The organism is Eubacterium aggregans (assembly GCF_900107815.1).
Classification (GTDB): Bacteria; Bacillota; Clostridia; order Eubacteriales; family Eubacteriaceae; genus Eubacterium_O; species Eubacterium_O aggregans.
This window is the reverse complement of record NZ_FNRK01000009.1, coordinates 40415-57042: the sequence shown is the minus strand read 5'-3', so window position 1 is coordinate 57042 and position 16628 is coordinate 40415. Positions and strand designations below refer to the sequence as shown.

General features: G+C 48.6%; 14 protein-coding genes and 1 riboswitch. All 14 genes read left to right on the top strand.

Annotation, left to right across the window (positions count from 1 at the left end; genetic code table 11):
• Positions 1 to 9: 9 nt before the first annotated feature.
• The 14 genes from preA (at position 10) to BLW33_RS06605 (ending at position 16601) form a co-directional block, all read left to right on the top strand.
• Positions 10 to 1266 carry an NAD-dependent dihydropyrimidine dehydrogenase subunit PreA gene (preA, locus tag BLW33_RS06670; protein ID WP_090245647.1) on the top strand — a complete coding sequence of 419 codons (1257 nt, stop codon included), beginning with the start codon at positions 10 to 12 and terminating at the stop codon, positions 1264 to 1266.
• Positions 1267 to 1308: 42 nt separating this feature from the next.
• Positions 1309 to 2688, top strand: coding sequence for a dihydropyrimidinase (gene hydA, locus BLW33_RS06665; protein ID WP_090306713.1), 1380 nt, complete (start codon positions 1309 to 1311; stop codon positions 2686 to 2688).
• A 74-nt stretch (positions 2689 to 2762) separates the two neighbouring features.
• Positions 2763 to 4097, top strand: a complete 1335-nt coding sequence (locus BLW33_RS06660) for an MATE family efflux transporter (RefSeq protein WP_090306711.1) — start codon at positions 2763 to 2765, stop codon at positions 4095 to 4097.
• A 171-nt stretch (positions 4098 to 4268) separates the two neighbouring features.
• Complete coding sequence (locus tag BLW33_RS06655) at positions 4269 to 5525, top strand: Zn-dependent hydrolase (protein WP_090306708.1); 1257 nt, start codon at positions 4269 to 4271, stop codon at positions 5523 to 5525.
• A gap of 114 nt (positions 5526 to 5639) precedes the next feature.
• The gene (gene acrC, locus BLW33_RS06650) at positions 5640 to 6776 is read left to right on the top strand and encodes an acryloyl-CoA reductase (RefSeq protein WP_090306706.1); all 1137 of its coding nucleotides are present in this window, start codon (positions 5640 to 5642) and stop codon (positions 6774 to 6776) included.
• Between the two features lie 17 nt (positions 6777 to 6793).
• Positions 6794 to 7585: an electron transfer flavoprotein subunit beta/FixA family protein gene (locus BLW33_RS06645; RefSeq protein WP_090306703.1), complete on the top strand. Its 792-nt coding sequence runs from the start codon at positions 6794 to 6796 to the stop codon at positions 7583 to 7585.
• 13 nt (positions 7586 to 7598) lie between these two features.
• Positions 7599 to 8618, top strand: coding sequence for an electron transfer flavoprotein subunit alpha/FixB family protein (locus tag BLW33_RS06640; protein WP_090306699.1), 1020 nt, complete (start codon positions 7599 to 7601; stop codon positions 8616 to 8618).
• A 95-nt stretch (positions 8619 to 8713) separates the two neighbouring features.
• Positions 8714 to 8795: riboswitch (cyclic di-GMP riboswitch) on the top strand.
• A 97-nt stretch (positions 8796 to 8892) separates the two neighbouring features.
• Positions 8893 to 11466 carry an EAL domain-containing protein gene (locus BLW33_RS06635; RefSeq protein WP_176966651.1) on the top strand — a complete coding sequence of 858 codons (2574 nt, stop codon included), beginning with the start codon at positions 8893 to 8895 and terminating at the stop codon, positions 11464 to 11466.
• A 365-nt stretch (positions 11467 to 11831) separates the two neighbouring features.
• Positions 11832 to 12974, top strand: coding sequence for an acyl-CoA dehydrogenase family protein (locus BLW33_RS06630; protein ID WP_090306693.1), 1143 nt, complete (start codon positions 11832 to 11834; stop codon positions 12972 to 12974).
• Between the two features lie 206 nt (positions 12975 to 13180).
• On the top strand, positions 13181 to 13636 hold the full coding sequence (locus BLW33_RS06625; RefSeq protein WP_176770883.1) for a beta-alanyl-CoA:ammonia lyase: 456 nt from the start codon (positions 13181 to 13183) through the stop codon (positions 13634 to 13636).
• Positions 13637 to 13650: 14 nt separating this feature from the next.
• On the top strand, positions 13651 to 14028 hold the full coding sequence (locus tag BLW33_RS06620) for a hotdog fold domain-containing protein (protein ID WP_090306691.1): 378 nt from the start codon (positions 13651 to 13653) through the stop codon (positions 14026 to 14028).
• A gap of 17 nt (positions 14029 to 14045) precedes the next feature.
• Positions 14046 to 15227 carry a CaiB/BaiF CoA transferase family protein gene (locus BLW33_RS06615; protein ID WP_242911616.1) on the top strand — a complete coding sequence of 394 codons (1182 nt, stop codon included), beginning with the start codon at positions 14046 to 14048 and terminating at the stop codon, positions 15225 to 15227.
• A gap of 164 nt (positions 15228 to 15391) precedes the next feature.
• The gene (locus tag BLW33_RS06610; RefSeq protein WP_090306685.1) at positions 15392 to 15694 is read left to right on the top strand and encodes a hypothetical protein; all 303 of its coding nucleotides are present in this window, start codon (positions 15392 to 15394) and stop codon (positions 15692 to 15694) included.
• A gap of 175 nt (positions 15695 to 15869) precedes the next feature.
• Positions 15870 to 16601, top strand: a complete 732-nt coding sequence (locus BLW33_RS06605; protein WP_090306683.1) for an acetyl-CoA hydrolase/transferase family protein — start codon at positions 15870 to 15872, stop codon at positions 16599 to 16601.
• The last annotated feature ends 27 nt before the right edge of the window (positions 16602 to 16628 follow it).

The following is a 16628-nucleotide window of genomic DNA, read 5'->3' as shown; positions in this document are numbered from 1 at the left end:
GAACAAATTATGGCATTAACAAAAGATTTATCAATCGACTTTATGGGAGTACATTGTGAAAATCCCTTTTTCCTGTCCTCATCTCCCGTGGGCAGCAACTATGAAATGTGCGCCAAAGCACTCGAAGCAGGCTGGGGTGGGATTTATTACAAATCCATCTCGGTGTTCATCCCCAATGAATGTTCACCCCGTTTCGATATTGCCACAAAGGAAGGGACCCCTTGGACCGGCTTCAAGAACATGGAGATGACTTCCGATAAGCCCAATGAACTTAACTTTGAATATATGCGTCGTTTAAAGGAAGACTATCCCAATAAGGTGATTGTGGCTTCCATCATGGGGAGTTCTGATGAAGAATGGGAATTCCTGGCCAAGGAAGTCACCAAGGCTGGGGTAGATCTCATCGAATGTAACTTCTCCTGTCCTCAGATGACCTCCTCCACCATGGGCTCTGATGTTGGACAAAACCCTGAATTGGTAAAACATTATTGTGAGGTCGTTTCCAAGGCCACCGATGTTCCTGTCATTGCTAAAATGACACCGAATATTGGGAATATGGAAATCCCTGCCATTGCCGCCATTGAAGGGGGTGCCAAGGGAATTGCTGCCATTAATACCGTGAAATCCATCACGAATATTGATGTGGATAATATGACCGGGATGCCTGTAGTGAACGGAAAATCTTCGGTTTCTGGTTATTCCGGAGCTGCGGTTAAGCCCATCGCCCTGCGCTTTATTTCTGATATGAAGCACGACCCCATCTTAAAGGATGTACCAATGACCGGTATGGGTGGGATTGAAACCTGGCGGGACTGCCTGGACTTTATCCTTCTGGGGTGTGAAAACCTCCAGGTCACCACTGCGATCATGCAGTATGGTTACCGCATTGTCGAGGATATGATTTCTGGCCTTTCCCACTTTATGGAAGACCATGGCTTCGAACGTCTCCAGGATATGGTTGGTCTGGCACTGCCGAACATTGTTGGGGCAGATGATCTTGACCGTTCCTACAAAAGCCTGCCGGTTATTGATGAAGACAAATGTGTGGGCTGTGGCCGCTGCTATGTTTCCTGCTTTGACGGTGGACATCAAGCCATTACCTTTGACGAAGAGACCCGTGTACCAAAAATTCTGGATGATAAATGCGTGGGCTGTCACCTGTGCCTGAATGTCTGTCCTGTGATGGATTGTATCCTGCCAGGTAAGCTGGTCTTAAAGGAAGGCGAAGCCGAGCACGAAATCAAATTAAAGGAACATTATCTCTAAATCGGTTATAATAAGATAGATTCAAATAAAAGAGGTTAACCCATGAAACAATATGATATGCTGATTAAAAATGGGACCATCGTGACGACCACCGATATGGTTAAAGCAGATCTTGCCGTTAAAAACGGCAAGATTGCCGCCATTGGCCAAAATTTGGCAGAAGATGATGCCACTGTCGTCTACGATGTGGAAGGTAAGCTGGTCCTGCCCGGAGCCCTGGATGTCCACACCCATTTGGCAATGCCCTTTGGCGGGACGGTTTCTTCTGATAGTTATTTTTCCGGAACCCGTGCAGCAGCCTGTGGCGGCGTAACTACCATTTTCGATTATCCGGTACAAAAGACCGGAGATACCATCATCGGTTTGGTGAACTCTAAAAAGGAAATGCTGGAAAAGGAAGCTTGTGTGGATTATGCCATGCACTGCTGTATCACCAACTTAAATGATGGGGCGATTCTGGAAGAAATGGAAGAGGCGGTGGCCCAGGGAATCACCAGCTTTAAATGCTTTCTGGTCTATAAAAAAGAAGGGATGATGGTGGATGATGCCACTTTGGCCCGGCTGATGCTTCGAGCTAAGGAGTTGGGTGCGATGATTAACGTCCATGCCGAAAACCCGGATCTTATCGATATGAATGTGGAGAACTTCCTGGCAGAGGGGAAGACCAGCTCCTGGTATCATTACCTCAGCCGTCCGGAATTTGTAGAGGCAGAAGCCGATAAGCGGGCAGTTCATTGGGCACGCCACCTGGAAGCACCGCTGTATATTGTCCATATGGCAGATAAGGAAGGCCTGGAGGCCTGCATTGCAGCAAAAGAAGAAGGGGCGGATGTCTTTGTGGAAACCTGTCCCCAGTATCTGGAATTCACCTGTGATGTGTATAAGCGTGAGGACGGCCGTAACTTTGTGTGCTCCCCACCCATCAAGGGTCAGGAAAGTCAGGATGCTCTGTGGACAGCCCTGCAAAACGGCATGATTGACACTGTGGCCACGGACCACTGCCCCTTCCAAAGCTACGAGAAGGATTGGGGTAAGGATGACTTCACCAAGATTCCCAACGGCTGCTCGGGGATTGAAAATCTCTATCCCTATATGCTTGATGCCGCTGGTTCAGGTAAGCTGAGCTTTGAGCGGGTGGTTGAACTTTGTGCCACTAACCCCGCACGGATCTTTGGCTGTGACAGCAAAGGTTCCTTAACCGTGGGGAAGGATGCAGATATTGTTATTTATGATAAGGATAAGGATTTTACCATCAGTGTGGAGTCCATGCATTCAGACTGCGATCATACCATCTGGGAAGGAAAGCAGCTCCATGGCTATCCGGTAAAGACCTTTGTTCGTGGAAACCTGGTGTATGATGATGGCGAATTCGTCGGTGCCCCTGGCCTCGGAGAATACGTCAAGCGTTCACCGCGGAAATAGTTTAAAGATGAAAGACCCTCCCCCAAAGGGGAGGGATTTTTAGGTTTTAAAATGGGGAAGAACAGAGAGGGATTATGAACGGAAATGATTTGACCCGGGGGGCGGTGGCACCGCAGCTTATTCGCTATGCGGTGCCGCTCATTGCTATCAATGCGCTCCAGGCTCTGTACAGCATTGTGGATTTGATGATCGTGGGCCAGTTTGTGGGGAGCACAGGGATTGTGGCGGTGACCAATGCCGGGCAGGTGGTGGGGTTTTTATCCCAGATCGCCATTGCCATGACCGTTGGGGGCAATGTACTGGTGGGACGGCATTTTGGCAGTGGACAGGCCGATGAGCGCAAGGCGTCGGCAGGGGCTTTGTGCGTATTCAGCCTGGTACTGGGGGTAGTGTTTACCTTTGGGCTGTATGCCCTGGCCGGTCCCATGATCCGGCTTTTGGGGGCCCAGGAATCGGCAGAGGCGGTGGGGTATATCCGGTTATCCGCCATTGGGTTTTTACCCATCTTTGGGTATCATGCCCTGAGTGCCATCCTCCGGGGAGTGGGGGAATCCAAGGGGCCTTTTTACTGCATTATGGCGGCCTCCGGGGCCAATGTCCTCTTAGATCTTTTATTTGTAGGGGGATTTGGCTGGGGTGTATACGGTGCGGCCATTGCAACGGTGCTGGCTCAGGGGGTGGCCTTTTTGACCATTCTTTTGGTTTACGCCTTGCCCAAGGGTTCCTTTTATGGTTTGGAGCGGCGATGGCTGGTGTGGGATGGCCCGAGAATCTGGGCCATTATCCGCCTTAGCCTGCCCATTGCCTTCCAGCAGGCCATCATTGCCGTATCCTGGCTGTATGTCCTTGCCGTGATTAACGGCTACGGTGCGGACGTGGTGGCGGGCTATGGTATCAGTGCGAAAATCCGGGATTTTTGCCAACTCCTGATAACGGCCATGATGACGGCGACCTCCAGCATGATTGCCCAATGCCTGGGCGCCGGGGACATTCCGCGGACACGGCAGGTGCTGCGGACGGCCATGGGTTTGGATATTGCCATGGCGACCATTACCATATTACTCGTGGAGGTGGCAGCACCGGTCCTGGCTGGGGTGTTTACCCAGGATACAACGGTGGTCCGGGTAGCAGTGACTAATTTGCGCATTGAAATTATGGGACAGTGGTTCTTCTCCATTTTTTATATGTACCATGCCCTGGCCATTGGGGCGGGACATACATTATTTGTGTCCATCAATTCTTTTCTAAATTGCATTGTTGTGCGCATCTCCCTGCTCTATTTCCTGGGACCCTTGGTGGGGATTATTGGTATTTATTGGATTTTGATGATTTCCACCAGCGTGTCCATTTTGCCGGCCTTGATCTATGAGCGGTCGGGGATTTGGAAGCGCAGTGCGGTGCTCGGATAACCAACCCTGCCCCGACCTGAGGGTTACAGGTTTTTACAGTTAAAAAAGTTAAAATAATTGGGAAAGGCCCTTTACCTTTCATTAGGATTAGCCATTATAATAGGCTTATCAACATCGTTATAGAGTTAACAAATACAAATTCTAACAAATTTTCAAGGAGGGTTTTATAGTATGTATACTTGCAGTGAAGAAAGAATGCAGGATAAGATTTCGACCATGAGCACCTTTGGAGATGCAGGACACGGTGGGATTACCCGTTACTCCTTATCCCCTGAAGCCCTGAAGGCCAGAGGCGAATTCGTTCGTCGGATGCAGGCTGTTGGTGCGGAAATTAAGACGGATGATATGGGCAATATCTACGCAACATTAAAGGGTTCTGAAGAAGGACTGCCGGCCATTGTCACTGGCTCCCATTGTGATTCCGTTAAAAACGGTGGGAACTACGATGGGATCTTAGGGGTCATGGGCGCTATGGAAGTATTAGAGACCATCGCTGCTGAAAAGATTCCCCACAAGCACGATATCACTGCGATGATCTGGACCAATGAAGAGGGTTCCTTATATCCACCGGCAATGATGTCTTCAGGGGTTATCTGTAATGATTACCTGCCGGATGATATTAAGGTGAAATTTATTCATGAGGATATGCTGGCTTCTAAATCGGTGCTGGATAAGACGAAAACCTTTGGGGAAGCCCTGGATGCTTCGGGTTACAAGGGAGAAAAGGCCAATCGCCTGAATCCAAAGGATTATAAAGCCATGTTTGAACTCCATATTGAACAGGGCCCAATTCTGGAAGCGGAAGGCAAGGATATCGGCGTAGTGACCTGTGTTCTGGGAATGATCAACTACCGTATTCGGACCTATGGTCAATCTGATCATGCCGGCACCACACCCATGAAATACCGGAAGGATGCCCTGTACGCTTCGGCTAAGATTCTGCAATACCTCCACGATGAGCTGGATCACCTGGATGCCGATCTGGTGTACACCACCGGTGAAATTCTGTGTCATCCCAATGTGCATACCGTTATTCCGGACTTTGTGGATTTCTCCATTGACGCCCGTCACGAAGATCCCAAGGTCATTGAGCAGGTGGTTGATGTTATTAAGAATATGCCTAAAGAAATCGTTGGGTGTAAGGTGGATTACGATGTGGCCTGGACCCGGGATACGGTGTATTTCAATGAAACCCTGGTGGGCTATGTCCAGGATGCGGTTAAGGAATTGGGCTACAGCAACCAGAGGATTAACTCCGGTGCTGGCCACGATGCTCAGTTTGCAGCATATATGATGCCTACCACCATGATCTTTGTACCTTCTAAGGATGGTCATTCCCACTGCGAACCGGAATTTACCTCCGCAAAGCAATGTACCCAGGGGGCTTCCGTCCTGTTAAATGCCATTCTGAAGTGCGACGCTGAGTAGTTTTTAATTTAACCGGCTAATCAAAAAGGTCATTATCATCCGAGTGACACTCCCTTGATAATGACCTTTCTTTTAAAGGGGCAGCCCCTTTAATTTTATACGAGGAGATTTTATATGGATTTTCGTTTCACACCTGAACAACAGATGATTAAAACGGTGGTCTCCCAATTCGCCAGTGAGGTCTGCGAGCCCCGGGCGGAGGAGATCGATAAAACGGGAGAATTTCCCATGGATTCCTTCAAGGCCATGGCGGAATGCGGCATCACCGGATTGGGCTTTCCAGCAGAATATGGTGGTTCCGGAGAGGATAAATTGGCTGAAGTGATTGCCGTTGAGGAAATCGCCAAGGTCTGTGCTACCCAGGCAGCCATGCTCTCCATCCACGGGGTAACCCCCTGGCTCATTAATCGCTTTGGGAATAAGGATCAAAAGGCAGCTTATCTGCCCCGCCTGCTGGCTGGGGGAGAGCTGGGAGCCTTTGCCCTGACAGAGCCTGGAGCAGGCTCCGATGCTTCCCGCGTACAGACCACGGCAGTGGCGGATGGTGATGATTATATTTTAAATGGCACCAAGTGCTTTATCACCGGTGGAGGAATTGCTTCCATTTATACCATTATTGCCCAAACCGACCCAGCAAAGGGACTTAAGGGATTAACCGCCTTTATCGTTGAAGGGGATACTCCCGGTTTTGAGATCGGGAAAATCGAAGATAAAATGGGGATCAAGGGCTCCCAGACAGCGGAACTTATTTTCACCGATGTCCGGGTACCTAAAGCCAATATCCTGGGTAAAATGGGGAAGGGCTTTAAATACGCCATGATGGTCCTGGATAGCGCCCGTATTGGGACAGCAGCCCAGGGGCTGGGCATTGCCCAGGGTGCCTTGGAGTTATCCATCCAATACGCCAAGGAGCGGGTACAGTTTGGGAAACCCATTGCAAACCTTCAGGGAATCCAGTGGTATTTAGCAGAAATGAAGACAAAATTGGAATCGGCCAGGTGGATGACTTACCGAGCGGCCGATCTTGAAAATAGAGGAGAGAGCTTCACCACCGAAGCTGCCATGGCCAAGCTCCATGCCTCTGAAGTGGCCAGAGAAGTCACTAATTTAGCCCTGCAAATCCACGGGGGGTACGGCTATATGAAGGATTACCCCTTGGAACGGATGTATCGGGATGCCAAAATCACTGAAATTTACGAGGGGACCTCTGAAATTATGAAGGTCGTCATCGCATCCAATATTCTGAAGTAGGAAAGGCAGGAGTCGTGATGAAAATAATCGTATGTGCGAAACAAGTGCCGGACACCAATGAGGTCCGGATCAATAAAGAGACAGGGACCCTGATCCGTGATGGGGTGCCCAGCATCATCAATCCGGATGACAAAAATGCTATTGAGGAAGCCCTGCGCATCAAAGATAGCCGGGATGATGTTCATGTTACTGTGTTGTCCATGGGGCCACCCCAGGCAGCAGATGCCCTAAGAGAGGCCTTGGCCATGGGTGCCGATGAAGCCATCCTCTTAGGAGATCGGGCCTTTGCCGGATCGGATACCTGGGCCACCGCAACTATTCTGAGTGCTGCCCTCCGGAAAATCGGGGATTATGATTTGATTTTCTGTGGCCGTCAGGCCATTGATGGGGACACTGCCCAGGTAGGGCCAGAGATTGCCGAATTCCTGGATCTCCCCCAGATTACCTATGCGAAAAAAATTCAGGTGACGGAGGAGGCCGTATTGGTTGAACGGGCGACGGAGGATGGACATTACGAAATTAGTTGCCCTCTGCCAGTACTCTTAACGACCATTAAAGAGCTGAATACCCCCCGCTATCCCCGGATGCGCCGCATTTACGAGGCCTATAGCCCGGATGCGCCCATCCGATTCTGGAGCATGGCGGATATTGATGTGGATGCCACCCAGATTGGGGTGAAGAATTCCCCAACCAATGTGCACAAAAGCTTTGTACCAGTCAAGGAATTCCACGGGGAGAAATTTATGGGAACCCCTGGAGAATTGGCTGCGATCTTCATGGACGAAATGAAGAAGGAAAACCTGGTATAGGAGGGGTGACAATATGTCAAATGCAAAAGTAAACCGAGGCCTGGATTTTAGTCAGTGGAAGGGTGTATGGGTTATCACAGAACAACGTCGTGGTAAAACCATGGGCGTCTCCATTGAGCTTTTAGGAGAAGGCCGGAAGCTGGCGGATAAGATTGGCACCACCCTCACCGCTGTGGTGCTGGGGGATGGAATGACCGATGAGGTCGAAGCTCTGGCCCATTACGGTGCTGATCAGGTTCTCTTTGTGGAGGATGCCTTACTGGGGGTATACACCACCGATGCTTACGCCAAGGTCATTGGAGAATTGATATTAGAACGCCAGCCGGAAGCTGTTCTGGTGGGCGCGACAACCATCGGCCGGGATTTAGCCCCTCGAATTGCTGCAAAGGTCGGGACAGGCCTGACCGCCGATTGTACCGTGCTGGATGTGGATGAGTCCGACAAAAAACTTCTCCAAACCCGTCCGGCCTTTGGTGGTCATCTCATGGCCACCATTATCTGCCCCAATAACCGTCCCCAGATGTCCACCGTACGCCCTGGGGTCATGCAGAAGGCTGAATATCAGGAGGATGCCTGTGCCATTGAAACCATCAAGGGCAATCTATCAGAAGGGGATATTCTGGCAAAGGTGGTTCAAATTGTTGAGGAAGCCCGGCACGGCGTGCCCCTGGGTGAAGCCGAAATTATCGTATCCGGTGGCCGGGGAATTGGCGGACCGGAGGGCTTTGAATTATTAAAGTCCCTGGCAGAAAAGCTTGGTGGAGAAGTAGCCTCTTCCCGTGCCTGCGTGGATTCAGGATGGACCACTCCGGATAAACAGGTGGGACAAACCGGTGTGACCGTCCGTCCGAAGCTTTACATTGCCTGTGGGATATCCGGTGCCATTCAGCACCTGGCAGGGATGTCCGAGTCGGACACCATTGTGGCGATCAATAAGGATGAACACGCACCAATCTTTGATGTGGCTCATGTTGGCTTAGTGGGGGATGTACATCAGGTCATTCCGGCCATCATCGCCAGTTTAAAAGCATAATGAGTAAAAGTACTCCCGGAAATGGGAGTATTTTTATTGACCAGACGATATGATAAAGGTTTGCAATTCAGCAAAAAAAGTGCTATACTTAAGAAAATATTATTTGGCATAGCTACTGAAAGGTAGTGACGCAAAGCTTTAGGGCCTTTTCCGTTTGGATGGTAGCCAGCTGCACGAAAAAGGGTCTTCTTGGATGAAGACCCTTTTGTACAGCGACCATTCAAACGGATTATTTTTAGAAAAAGCCTGCAGAGTAGGCGTGGCAGAGGAAAAAATGAGAGAAAAACCGATGGTTATGATGGTGGAGGATAACCGGATTAATCGAAAGATTCTACGAAAAATTCTGACCCCTGAATATGAAATAATTGAAGCAGTGGATGGTTTGGAGGCCATGGCGCTCTTTCAAGAACGCTATCAGGAGCTATCGGCTGTCATTCTGGACTTATGGCTGCCGGGGCTCAATGGAGAGGAATTCCTCAGAGCGGTTAGTCAGGAAAGTCGTTTTAATAATATACCTATTCTAGTGGCCACTGGGGAACAAGACAGTCGGCTCGAACGGCAATGCCTGCATCTGGGAGCCTGGGATTACATTACCAAACCTTATGATGCCGAAATTTTACGAATGCGGTTGAAAAATATCATCGGCCGGAAGGAAAGCGTACTCATGGAGCGAATCCAGGATTTGGTGAAGCGGGACTCCCTGACGAATATCTATAACCGTGGATATTTTATGGAAGAGACCCAGAGGATGCTTTCCAAATATCCGGATGAAACCTTTGTCTTCCTTCGAATGGATATCAAGCAGTTCAGCCTATACAATGCCTCCTTTGGTAAAGCGGCCGGGGATACCCTGCTGATTGAAATTGGAAATTCCATTGCCCGGGACGCCAAGTCAGAACCTAAAACGACCTATGGGCGGATGGAGTCCGATGTTTTTTGTATCTGTACACCCTATCACGAGTGGCCCTTAAAGAATAATTTGAAAAAAGCGGCCGAAGGATTTGCCAGTTTTAGCCAAGGGTATCGTATGGAAATTATCTTTGGGGCTTGTGTTATTCCAGAGGGGCTTGTAGAGATTGAAGAGATTTATACCCGAGCAACAGAAGCGGCAAGGTATTGTAAAGGGCGTTACGATATCTGTTATGCCTTCTATGGGGATGCACTCCATCAAAAACGAGTGAAAGAGCAGCAAATTCTCAGTGATATGGTCCAGGCAATTGAGAAAAAGGAATTTGTTGTTTATCTTCAGCCAAAGTATAGTTTGATGCACCGAACGATTAGTGGATCTGAGGCCTTGGTTCGTTGGCGCCATCCCAGGCAGGGCATGATTTCACCAGGTGAATTTATACCAGTTTTTGAAAAAAATGGCTTCATCGTTCGGCTGGATCATTATATGTGGGAAAGGGTTTGTCAGATTATCCATCGGTGGCTCACCAAGGGCTATCCAGTCCTTCCCGTTTCGGTTAATGTTTCACGCATTAGTTTATATCACCCTCGTATCGTTGAGGATTTAGTGGCTTTAGTGGAGAAATACCAAATACCCATTGCGCTTTTGCAGCTGGAAATTACGGAAAGTGCCTATATGTCGAACCCCGAGATGATGAAAAGCATCATTAAACAGTTGAGAAAAAGGGGATTTACCATCCTGATGGATGACTTTGGAAGTGGATATTCATCCCTGAATACCTTGAAGGATACTGATGTAGATATTCTAAAAATTGATATGGCATTTTTATCAAGGGATATTCAAAATACCAAAAGTGAAAAAATTCTTGCTTCGATTACGCGAATGGCGGGATGGTTAGGAATGCCAGTGGTGGTTGAAGGCGTGGAAACCCGTGAACGGGTTGAATTTCTCATGAGTATTGGTTGTGGTTATGTCCAGGGGTATTATTTTGCACGACCGATGCCAGTTTCTGATTTTGAAAAGACGATGAATCGTGAAGGTCATCAGTCGGGGCCTTCAGTGACACATACCAAAACCGATGTCCCGGAACTTGAAATGTTATGGTCGACAGAGACGGAGATGGGGTTATTGTTGAGAAGTATCCCGGTACCTTATGCCATTTTAGAGCGTGCGCATGGTATGGTAGATACGCTGCGAATGAATAATGCTTATCTTCAGGTGTTTGGATCGGATCAAACGCCACTAACTGTTTTTGGACCTGTAGAATATGATAAACTTTCCGAAGCGGTTGAAGAAGCGCTCGGTGCTGATGGGGAAGCCAATTGTGAGTGCTCTTGTGTTACCGAAAAAGGGAATGTCCAATATTATCACATCCATCTTAAACTGATTCAAAAAGAATCGGAAAATCAGATTTTTGGCGCAACCTTTACAGATGTTACCTCAGAACGTAAGATTGAACGGGAATTAAAAACGATTTTAAAACAGGCAAAAGGTTCAGAAGTACCCTGTAATCAGATGCTGATCATTGATGATTCTGCGGTTAGTCAGGATATTTTAGCTGAACTTTTTGAAGAAAACTATACGATTATGACGGCATCCAACGGTCAGGAGGCCATAGATATTTTGTCCCGAGATGCGGATTCCATTGCCATTATCCTATTGGATCTTATAATGCCAGTGATGGATGGTCAAACCTTTCTTGAAGCAAAGAATGCCATGCCTCAGGCCGCTCATATCCCGGTAATCATTATTTCATCGGATTCTCGGGAGGACCTCCAAATCAATATGTTAGCTTCTGGTGTCAATGATTATATTACGAAACCCTTTGTTCCCTCTCTTACCAAGAGGCGCGTGGAAAATGTCATTGAATACAATAGCCGTTTCCAGGAAATGGTCCGAGAATATCGAAAAACACAGGACGTAAAAAAACTGCCACAATGAGGGCAGTTTTTTTTACGCCCTGTTAATTGATTGGAATATGAAATCGCAATAAACCGTATGACTAAAAGAGAGTCTGGGAAAGCTGCGTAAAATAAAAGAGATAAAAGGAAAATCTATCCCTTGACATTATACGGAGTCGAGGCCTTATCATGAAATTATCCCAGTGAGGCTTCATCGTGGAAAGGAACAGGTGTATGTCAAAGGTCCTTGCCCTTATTGATGAAACGGCGGTTTCATGACTAGGATGGGAAGGTGAGGGCGGATGCTGTACACCTAGGCCTTTCTACGACAGCCAAACTGGGTGGTTTCCGGCCGGAATCACGCATTGGCAAAAGAAATAGATTATGAGCAGATGAGGTAATATTATGAATTTTGATTTAAGTGCAGAGCAGAAGATGATTCAGAGAGTCGCCCGGGAGTTTGCGGAAAAGGAGCTGGCTCCTGGCGTCATTGATCGGGACGACGGTAAGACTTTCGATATGTCCTTAGTGAAAAAATTGGGAGAGGCAGGATTAATTGGGATCCAATACCCGACGTCTGTTGGGGGACAGGGTGGGGATTACTTGTCTTATACTTTAATTATTGAGGAACTATCCAAGGTCGATTCGTCCTTTGGAATTGCCTATTCCATTTCTACCACGGGCTTTGGTGGGGCGATTATGCTCTTTGCCAATGAAGCTCAGCAGCAGCACTGTATGCCTCGGCTCTGCCGTGGAGATGCTCTGGGATGCTTTGCTTTAACGGAGCCCGACACTGGGTCTGATGCTGGCGGCGCAAAAACCCGAGCAGAGAAGGTGGGGGATGAGTACATTATCAATGGCGTGAAGCACTTTATCACGAACGGTCCCGTTGCGGATTATTGCTTCTTAGTCGCTTCCACAGATCCCGAAAAAGGCTCTAAGGGGTTGTCCGCATTTTTAGTGGACTTAAAGACGACCCCTGGGGTGCGAATTGGCCATATTGAAAATAAATGTGGGATTGCCAGTGCCCAGGTATCGGAGCTCATCTTTGAGGACTGCCATATCCCGGCGGATCGACTGATTGGAGAAGAGGGAAAGGGCTTCCGTTATGCCCTGACGACTCTGAATGCAGGTCGTTTGGGGGTTGCAGCTCAGGGGTTGGGATTGGCCCAGGGGGCCTTTGAAGCCTGTCGCGCCTTTATGCAGGATCGTATTCAATTTGGAAAACCGATCCACAAGCACCAGGCCCTTAATTTTAGAATGGCAGACCTGGAGGTGGACATCGATATGGCTAGACTGCTCCTTTACAAGGCCGTTAGCCGTCAGGATGCCGGGGAGGATTTTGCCATTGATGCGGCCAAGGCGAAGCTGGCCTGCACCGATCTGGCCATGCATGTGACCACCGAGTGCGTCCAGATGATGGGCGGCAGCGGGTATATGAAGGAATTCCACGTAGAGCGGATGTTCCGGGATGCCAAGATTACCCAGATCTACGAGGGCACCAACGAAATTCAGCGCCTGATTATCGGCGGAAACATTTTCTCTTAACCCAGCCCCCGTCGTTTTACAACGGCGGGGATTTTTTATGAAAAAACAAACACTCTACCGAAGGGAGAGTTTGAGGGTGTTGACCAAAAATATTGTTAAAAATTTTTCAATTAGGAATTGACTATATATAAAGGGGATGGCGTACTATTAAGACAACACAGAAAGCAATGCGATTTAACCAATAAAACAAACAGGAGGGAATTATTGTGAGTGTAAGAACAAAAGCTTTTTTAAGCTACAACATGACCACCGCGGATGCGGGTAATCCAGAGGGTATTGTCCCCTTTGGCCGTCAATTCGATTTTATCGGTGATGTTGAAACTGAATTGATGATTTTAAATGATGGGGATGAATCTTTATGCCTGGGTTATAGTGATGTCGAGCTGTATGAAGATGTCTACGTCGGTGATATGATGGATTTTACCGCAGAAATGTTAAAGGTAGGGGGAACATCCAGAACCTGCCGGATTGCTTGTTATAAGGTAGCCACGCCTGCTTCCAGGATGGGAAAAACCGATGCGGCACCAGGGGAAATGCATTATTTTGATGAACCCAAGCTCGTCACCGAAGGGACCGTTGTCCTGGTGGTAAAGAAAGATCTCCAGCGTGGACATCAGCCCAGCGGCGACGTCAAGGATCCTTGGCGGGAAATCGATTATTAAGAAGGAGGCATAGGATGAACGAACAAACAGTAACCATGAGATATAGAATGTCGGACCGTGATGTGTTCTACGGTGGCGGTGTGGTCAACGGTGCCCGCTCCATCACTTATATGAACGACTTGGCTAATCGCCTGATGGCAAAGGCCTACGGCAATGTCAGCCGCTGCACAAAGGTTAAAAAGGTTCGCCTTTTTGTCCCTTGCTTCGCAGGTGACTACATGGAATTCATCGGACGGATTTTAAAAGAAGAGGATGGAAAAGCCATCATCGAAGTGCGCTCCTTTAAAGTGTGCGAGCTCCCCGCTGAACCGGAATTCCCAAGTTCCATCGATATGATCGAAGATCCCCAGCTGTCCACAGCTGCCATCTTCGAATACGCCATCCCAAAATAAGAGGTGAAAAGGAAATTATGATGAAAGCACTGACTGGATTAAAAGTATTGGACCTGACCCATGCTTACAACGGGCCTTTTTGTACCACCCTGCTGGCGGATAATGGGGCAGATGTCATTAAAATTGAGCCACCCAAGGGCGACCAATGCCGAACCTGGGGACCCATGGATGAAAAAAGCGGTGAAAGCGGCTTTTTCGCCTTCCTGAATCGCAATAAAAAGGGAATCACCATGAACCTGAAGGACGATCGGGCCCGGGAAATTTTTTATGACCTGGTTCGGGACGCTGATGTAGTAGTGGAAAACTTCCGGGCTGGGGTTAGCAAGAAGCTCAAGGTAGATTATGAGACGTTAAAGGCTATTAATCCCAAGATTATTTACGCCTCGGGTTCAGGTTTTGGTCAATACGGTCCCTTATCGGATCGCCCCTGCTACGATATTGTCGCCCAGTCCATGGGTGGTATGGTCAACCTGACGGGTTTTGAAGATACACCGCCAGTAAAGGTGGGCCCTTCAGTCGCCGATAATGTAACGGGGATTTACCTTTGTGTGGGGACCCTGATGGCTCTGTATCACAGAGAAAAAACCGGTGAAGGCCAGCAGGTCGATGTGGCCATGGCTGATACCATTTTCTCCCTACTGGAAAATGCCATTGTGAAAACCACCATGGCAGGTTATATTCCCCAGCGGGAAGGAAACGTGGACCCCTCCATCGCCCCCTTTGATATCTATGAAGCAGCAGATGGTTATATTGCCATCGGTGTGGGCAACGATAAGCTTTTTGGTATTTTCTGCGAAGTCATCGGGATGGATTATCTCCTGGATAACCCCATGTACACCACCAATGATCTGCGCTGTCAGAATTACAAAAATGGCCTGCAGAATCTGATTAGAGGATGGGTGAGCGATAAGAAGAAGGCTGATTTGGAAGCCATTTTTGCAGAGGCTGGCATCCCCTGCGGTCCAGTGCTTAACATGAAGGAAGCCATTGAGCATCCCCATTTTCAGGCACGGGAAATGATGGTCCACAGCACCCACCCCACCATTGGGGAAATGTACTTCCAGGGCTGCCCCATTAAGCTGACCGAAACACCCGGTAGCGTGGATGCTCCCGCGCCCCTTTTAGGACAGCACACCCAGGAGGTCCTCGGCCTTTCCGATGCGGACTATACCCGCCTTAAAAACGAGGGTGTCCTCTAGGACCTGTTTTTCACAATTTTCAAACTTTCCATTAAATCTTAAGGCACCCTGTACCGGGGTGTCTTTTTTTGCCTCTTCTCTTCTCACCTAAGGATTCACTGCTACAATGAAAAAAACGAAGAAGGAGTGGCATCAAACCATGGATTATCAAATTATTTATCATATTGGACATCGAATGCCTGCACCGAACAAAAGGGCAGCTCACTGAAATCAAGGAGATTCCAACCATCATCCCCGAGGAGGGGGAACCCATTCCCCTGGTTTCCATCCGGGAAATGTCCATCGTTCATTTGCCTGGATTTGGAGAAATGGTGCGTTTTCAAGATCATTCCGGTCATCCTGAACGTATTGTCTATCTGGGGGTTGCCTTGGTCTATAATGCGGACGGCAGCGCGGTTTCGATGGATCGTCAAACCCGGGAAATCGAATATGAGTTGAAGCGGCGAATTGTAAAGGGACACGAATAAAAAAGAATTAAACCATAAAATCCAAAAAACCCTGACAGATCCCCATGGTTCTGTCAGGGTTTTCTGGATTTTGGGAGCCCAATATGTTACACTTTCCATAGATATAAAAAATAAGGTGAAGCGAAACAGGTGGTGACTGTGTGAAAGTGGCTTTCCCATCCCGGAGGCTCCGGTAATGGAAACAGATGCCGTCAGTACAGCCATTGGTGAAATCATTGCCCGGGAAATTCCCGATGGCTCAACCCTCCAATTAGGTATTGGGGCCATTCCCGATGCGGTGGGGATGGCCCTTCGCAATAAGGTGGATCTGGGTATTCATACCGAAATGCTCACGGACAGCATGATCGAGCTAATTGCCTGTGGTGCGGTTACCAACCGCTTAAAGCCCATCCATACCGGACGGACCGTGGGCACCTTTGCCTATGGCAGTCGGCGGATGTACGATTATATCGATGATAATCCCGCGGTGGAAATCCTGCCGGTGGATTATGTTAACGACCCGGAGGTCATTGCCAGGCACCCTTTTTTCATGTCCATTAATGCCGCATTGGAGGTGGATTTGTGGGGACAGGTCTGTGCAGAATCCGTTGGGTTTAAGCATATATCGGGCACCGGGGGACAGGTAGATTATGTCCGGGGAGCGGTTCTTTCCCCCGGAGGAAAAAGCTTTATCGCCATGCCCTCCACGGCCAAGAATGGCCAAATCAGCCGCATCGTCATCCGTCTAGCCCCTGGGGCTGTTGTGACGACGGGGAAGAATGATGTGGACTATATTGTCACAGAATACGGTATTGCCAAGCTGAGAGGCCGAACCCGATCGGAACGCGCCCGGGCTCTTATCCAAATTGCCCACCCCCAGTTTCGGGAGGCATTGATGGAAGAGGCAAAAAGGCTGAGGTTTTTATAGACGGCGTTGAAAAGTGTTAGAAAAGAA

Excerpts from the sequence above, each read along its gene's own strand:
- preA (WP_090245647.1), top strand. The coding sequence starts at position 10 with ATGGCATTAACAAAAGATTTATCAATCGACTTTATGGGAGTACATTGT.
- hydA (WP_090306713.1), top strand. The coding sequence starts at position 1,309 with ATGAAACAATATGATATGCTGATTAAAAATGGGACCATCGTGACGACC.
- BLW33_RS06660 (WP_090306711.1), top strand. The coding sequence starts at position 2,763 with ATGAACGGAAATGATTTGACCCGGGGGGCGGTGGCACCGCAGCTTATT.
- BLW33_RS06655 (WP_090306708.1), top strand. The coding sequence starts at position 4,269 with ATGTATACTTGCAGTGAAGAAAGAATGCAGGATAAGATTTCGACCATG.
- acrC (WP_090306706.1), top strand. The coding sequence starts at position 5,640 with ATGGATTTTCGTTTCACACCTGAACAACAGATGATTAAAACGGTGGTC.
- BLW33_RS06645 (WP_090306703.1), top strand. The coding sequence starts at position 6,794 with ATGAAAATAATCGTATGTGCGAAACAAGTGCCGGACACCAATGAGGTC.
- BLW33_RS06640 (WP_090306699.1), top strand. The coding sequence starts at position 7,599 with ATGTCAAATGCAAAAGTAAACCGAGGCCTGGATTTTAGTCAGTGGAAG.
- BLW33_RS06635 (WP_176966651.1), top strand. The coding sequence starts at position 8,893 with ATGAGAGAAAAACCGATGGTTATGATGGTGGAGGATAACCGGATTAAT.
- BLW33_RS06630 (WP_090306693.1), top strand. The coding sequence starts at position 11,832 with ATGAATTTTGATTTAAGTGCAGAGCAGAAGATGATTCAGAGAGTCGCC.
- BLW33_RS06620 (WP_090306691.1), top strand. The coding sequence starts at position 13,651 with ATGAACGAACAAACAGTAACCATGAGATATAGAATGTCGGACCGTGAT.
- BLW33_RS06615 (WP_242911616.1), top strand. The coding sequence starts at position 14,046 with ATGATGAAAGCACTGACTGGATTAAAAGTATTGGACCTGACCCATGCT.
- BLW33_RS06605 (WP_090306683.1), top strand. The coding sequence starts at position 15,870 with ATGGAAACAGATGCCGTCAGTACAGCCATTGGTGAAATCATTGCCCGG.